The organism is Leisingera sp. F5, assembly GCF_001593695.1.
Genome location: NZ_LUKH01000798.1, coordinates 1 through 1,662, shown reverse-complemented (window position 1 = coordinate 1,662; position 1,662 = coordinate 1). Strand labels below are relative to the sequence as shown.

The window sequence follows — 1,662 nt, the reverse complement described above, 5'->3', positions numbered from 1 at the left end:
CTGGCTGTAAAACCTGTCTGGCATGGGCCTGGCAAAATGCTGGGTTCGCGGCTGAATGGGAGGCTGGCAGAAACGCTGGCGGACAGTCATGCGCGTGGCTGGCTGAAATCACTCTGGTTGCTGGCGTTGCTTGCGGTCTGGCTGTCCCGGGGGATGGCTGGAGTGCTGGCTGCTTGCGGCCTGGTGATTCTGGCTTGCGTGCAATTTCTGTATTCTGTTTAGCCGTGCCTGCGCCGCAGGTCAACAGAAAATGCAATGAAATCAAATAGTTGATAGATTTGCTCGGGAATTGCCTTCAGGCAGCCCTAGGCAGAGCGCCTGTGCGGCCTTACATTCAGCCCCTCTGGCACAGGAGGACAGGCCATGGCAGGCGGCTGGGCGCAGGACGGCGCGGTGAATGAGCAGATTGAAGCCTCGATCAATGACGAGCTGGCGCGGCTGAAAGCGGTGCGGCGCCCGGTGGGCGAAAGCCTGACCCATTGCGCGGAATGCGAGGAGGTGATCCCCGAGAAACGCCGTGTCGCCATTCCTGGCGTGAAGCTGTGCATTGACTGCCAGCAGGAGCGCGACGGCGCGCATCAGGCGCGCGGGGGCTTCAACCGGCGCGGCTCGAAGGACAGCCAGTTGAAGTAGGGCGCGCAGCGATCAGATGCCGTATTTTCGGCGCAGCTTGCGGACTTGAGAGGCAATCTTGTTGCCAGGCTTGATGCGTTCTGCGAGTTCTTTTTTCGGCTTGTACCAGGATTTGTCTCGTTCGCTGTTTTTCCACAATTGCCCTTCGCTATCGGCAACATGCCGGAAGCATTCGTTATGCTGTCCGCCGGGATCCCCCTTTTGATTATACCAGGTCGCTTCATAGCAAAGGTTGCCCTTGGACGTCGCATACCACTTTCCGAGGCCAACGCTGTCTTCCCAAACAGCCTGAAAACTGCCGTCCGGTCCCCAGTAGGAGCCTCCCTTGGTCCAGGTCCAGGTTTTTCCAGAATATAATTCGGCAATGGTTTGACCGCTGACGGGTTTCTTGCGGTCCGGGCCGGCAGCTATAGCACTGGTGGCGGTCAGGGCCGCAGCAATTACGAGCGCAGTAAGCTTCGAAAGCGGTGCCATGGTAACAACTCCCATCCCGGTTAACCGGCTTAGTCCACCACACATTGAATCTGTATTCTAAAAATTTCCCCTAGGCGGTGCTCAATTGCACGCAAAGGGGTGGGGCTGGTGTACCGCTTAGGATCTATCCGAACCCCATCCGCAGAATGTGCTGCGGGCCTGCGATGCCGTGGGGATAGATGCCGCCGGTGTCTGAAAAACCGCCCTTGCGGTAACAGCGGATGGCGCCGAAATTCTGCATATTGACGGTCAGCACCACCGCACGCCGCGCTGGATACTGCGTAGCCAGATAGGGTTCCAGCGCGGCAACGGCAGCCGTGGCATAACCTTTGCCTTGCTCAGCGCGATCAATCATGAAGGCGCGCAGACCCAGCTCATCCCGCGCGGCAAAGCTGTAGGTTTCGTGATACAGCCGGTCGATCTTGAAGAACCCAACCACTTGGGAGCCGTCAAGAACGGCGTGAAAATCCACGCCGTCCTCATTTTCTTCAAACGCCTGCGCCACAGTGCCGGAATAGCGGATCTGATCCGGCTCCACCTGAATATGGAAGACCA

General features: G+C 58.2%; 4 protein-coding genes. 2 read left to right on the top strand and 2 right to left on the bottom strand.

The features are described from left to right. A partial coding sequence (locus A2I95_RS36105; protein WP_291737331.1) for a hypothetical protein occupies positions 1-222 on the top strand: 222 nt, incomplete at its 5' end. 141 nt (positions 223-363) lie between these two features. Next, on the top strand, positions 364-633 hold the full coding sequence (locus A2I95_RS36100) for a DksA/TraR family C4-type zinc finger protein (protein ID WP_027259667.1): 270 nt from the start codon (positions 364-366) through the stop codon (positions 631-633). Positions 634-645: 12 nt separating this feature from the next. Here the strand turns inward: A2I95_RS36100 and A2I95_RS36095 are convergent, their stop codons facing one another. Further along, a complete protein-coding gene (locus A2I95_RS36095) occupies positions 646-1,107 on the bottom strand; it encodes a DUF995 domain-containing protein (RefSeq protein WP_291737330.1) in 462 nt (153 codons plus the stop codon). Between the two features lie 124 nt (positions 1,108-1,231). Next, positions 1,232-1,645 (bottom strand): GNAT family N-acetyltransferase, encoded by a 414-nt coding sequence (locus A2I95_RS36090; protein WP_291737332.1) that lies wholly within the window; start codon positions 1,643-1,645, stop codon positions 1,232-1,234. Between the last annotated feature and the right edge of the window lie 17 nt (positions 1,646-1,662).

Bases quoted from the DNA above. Each gene is read 5' to 3' on its own strand.
- A2I95_RS36100 (WP_027259667.1), top strand. From the start codon at position 364: ATGGCAGGCGGCTGGGCGCAGGACGGCGCGGTGAATGAGCAGATTGAA.
- A2I95_RS36095 (WP_291737330.1), bottom strand. From the start codon at position 1,107: ATGGCACCGCTTTCGAAGCTTACTGCGCTCGTAATTGCTGCGGCCCTG.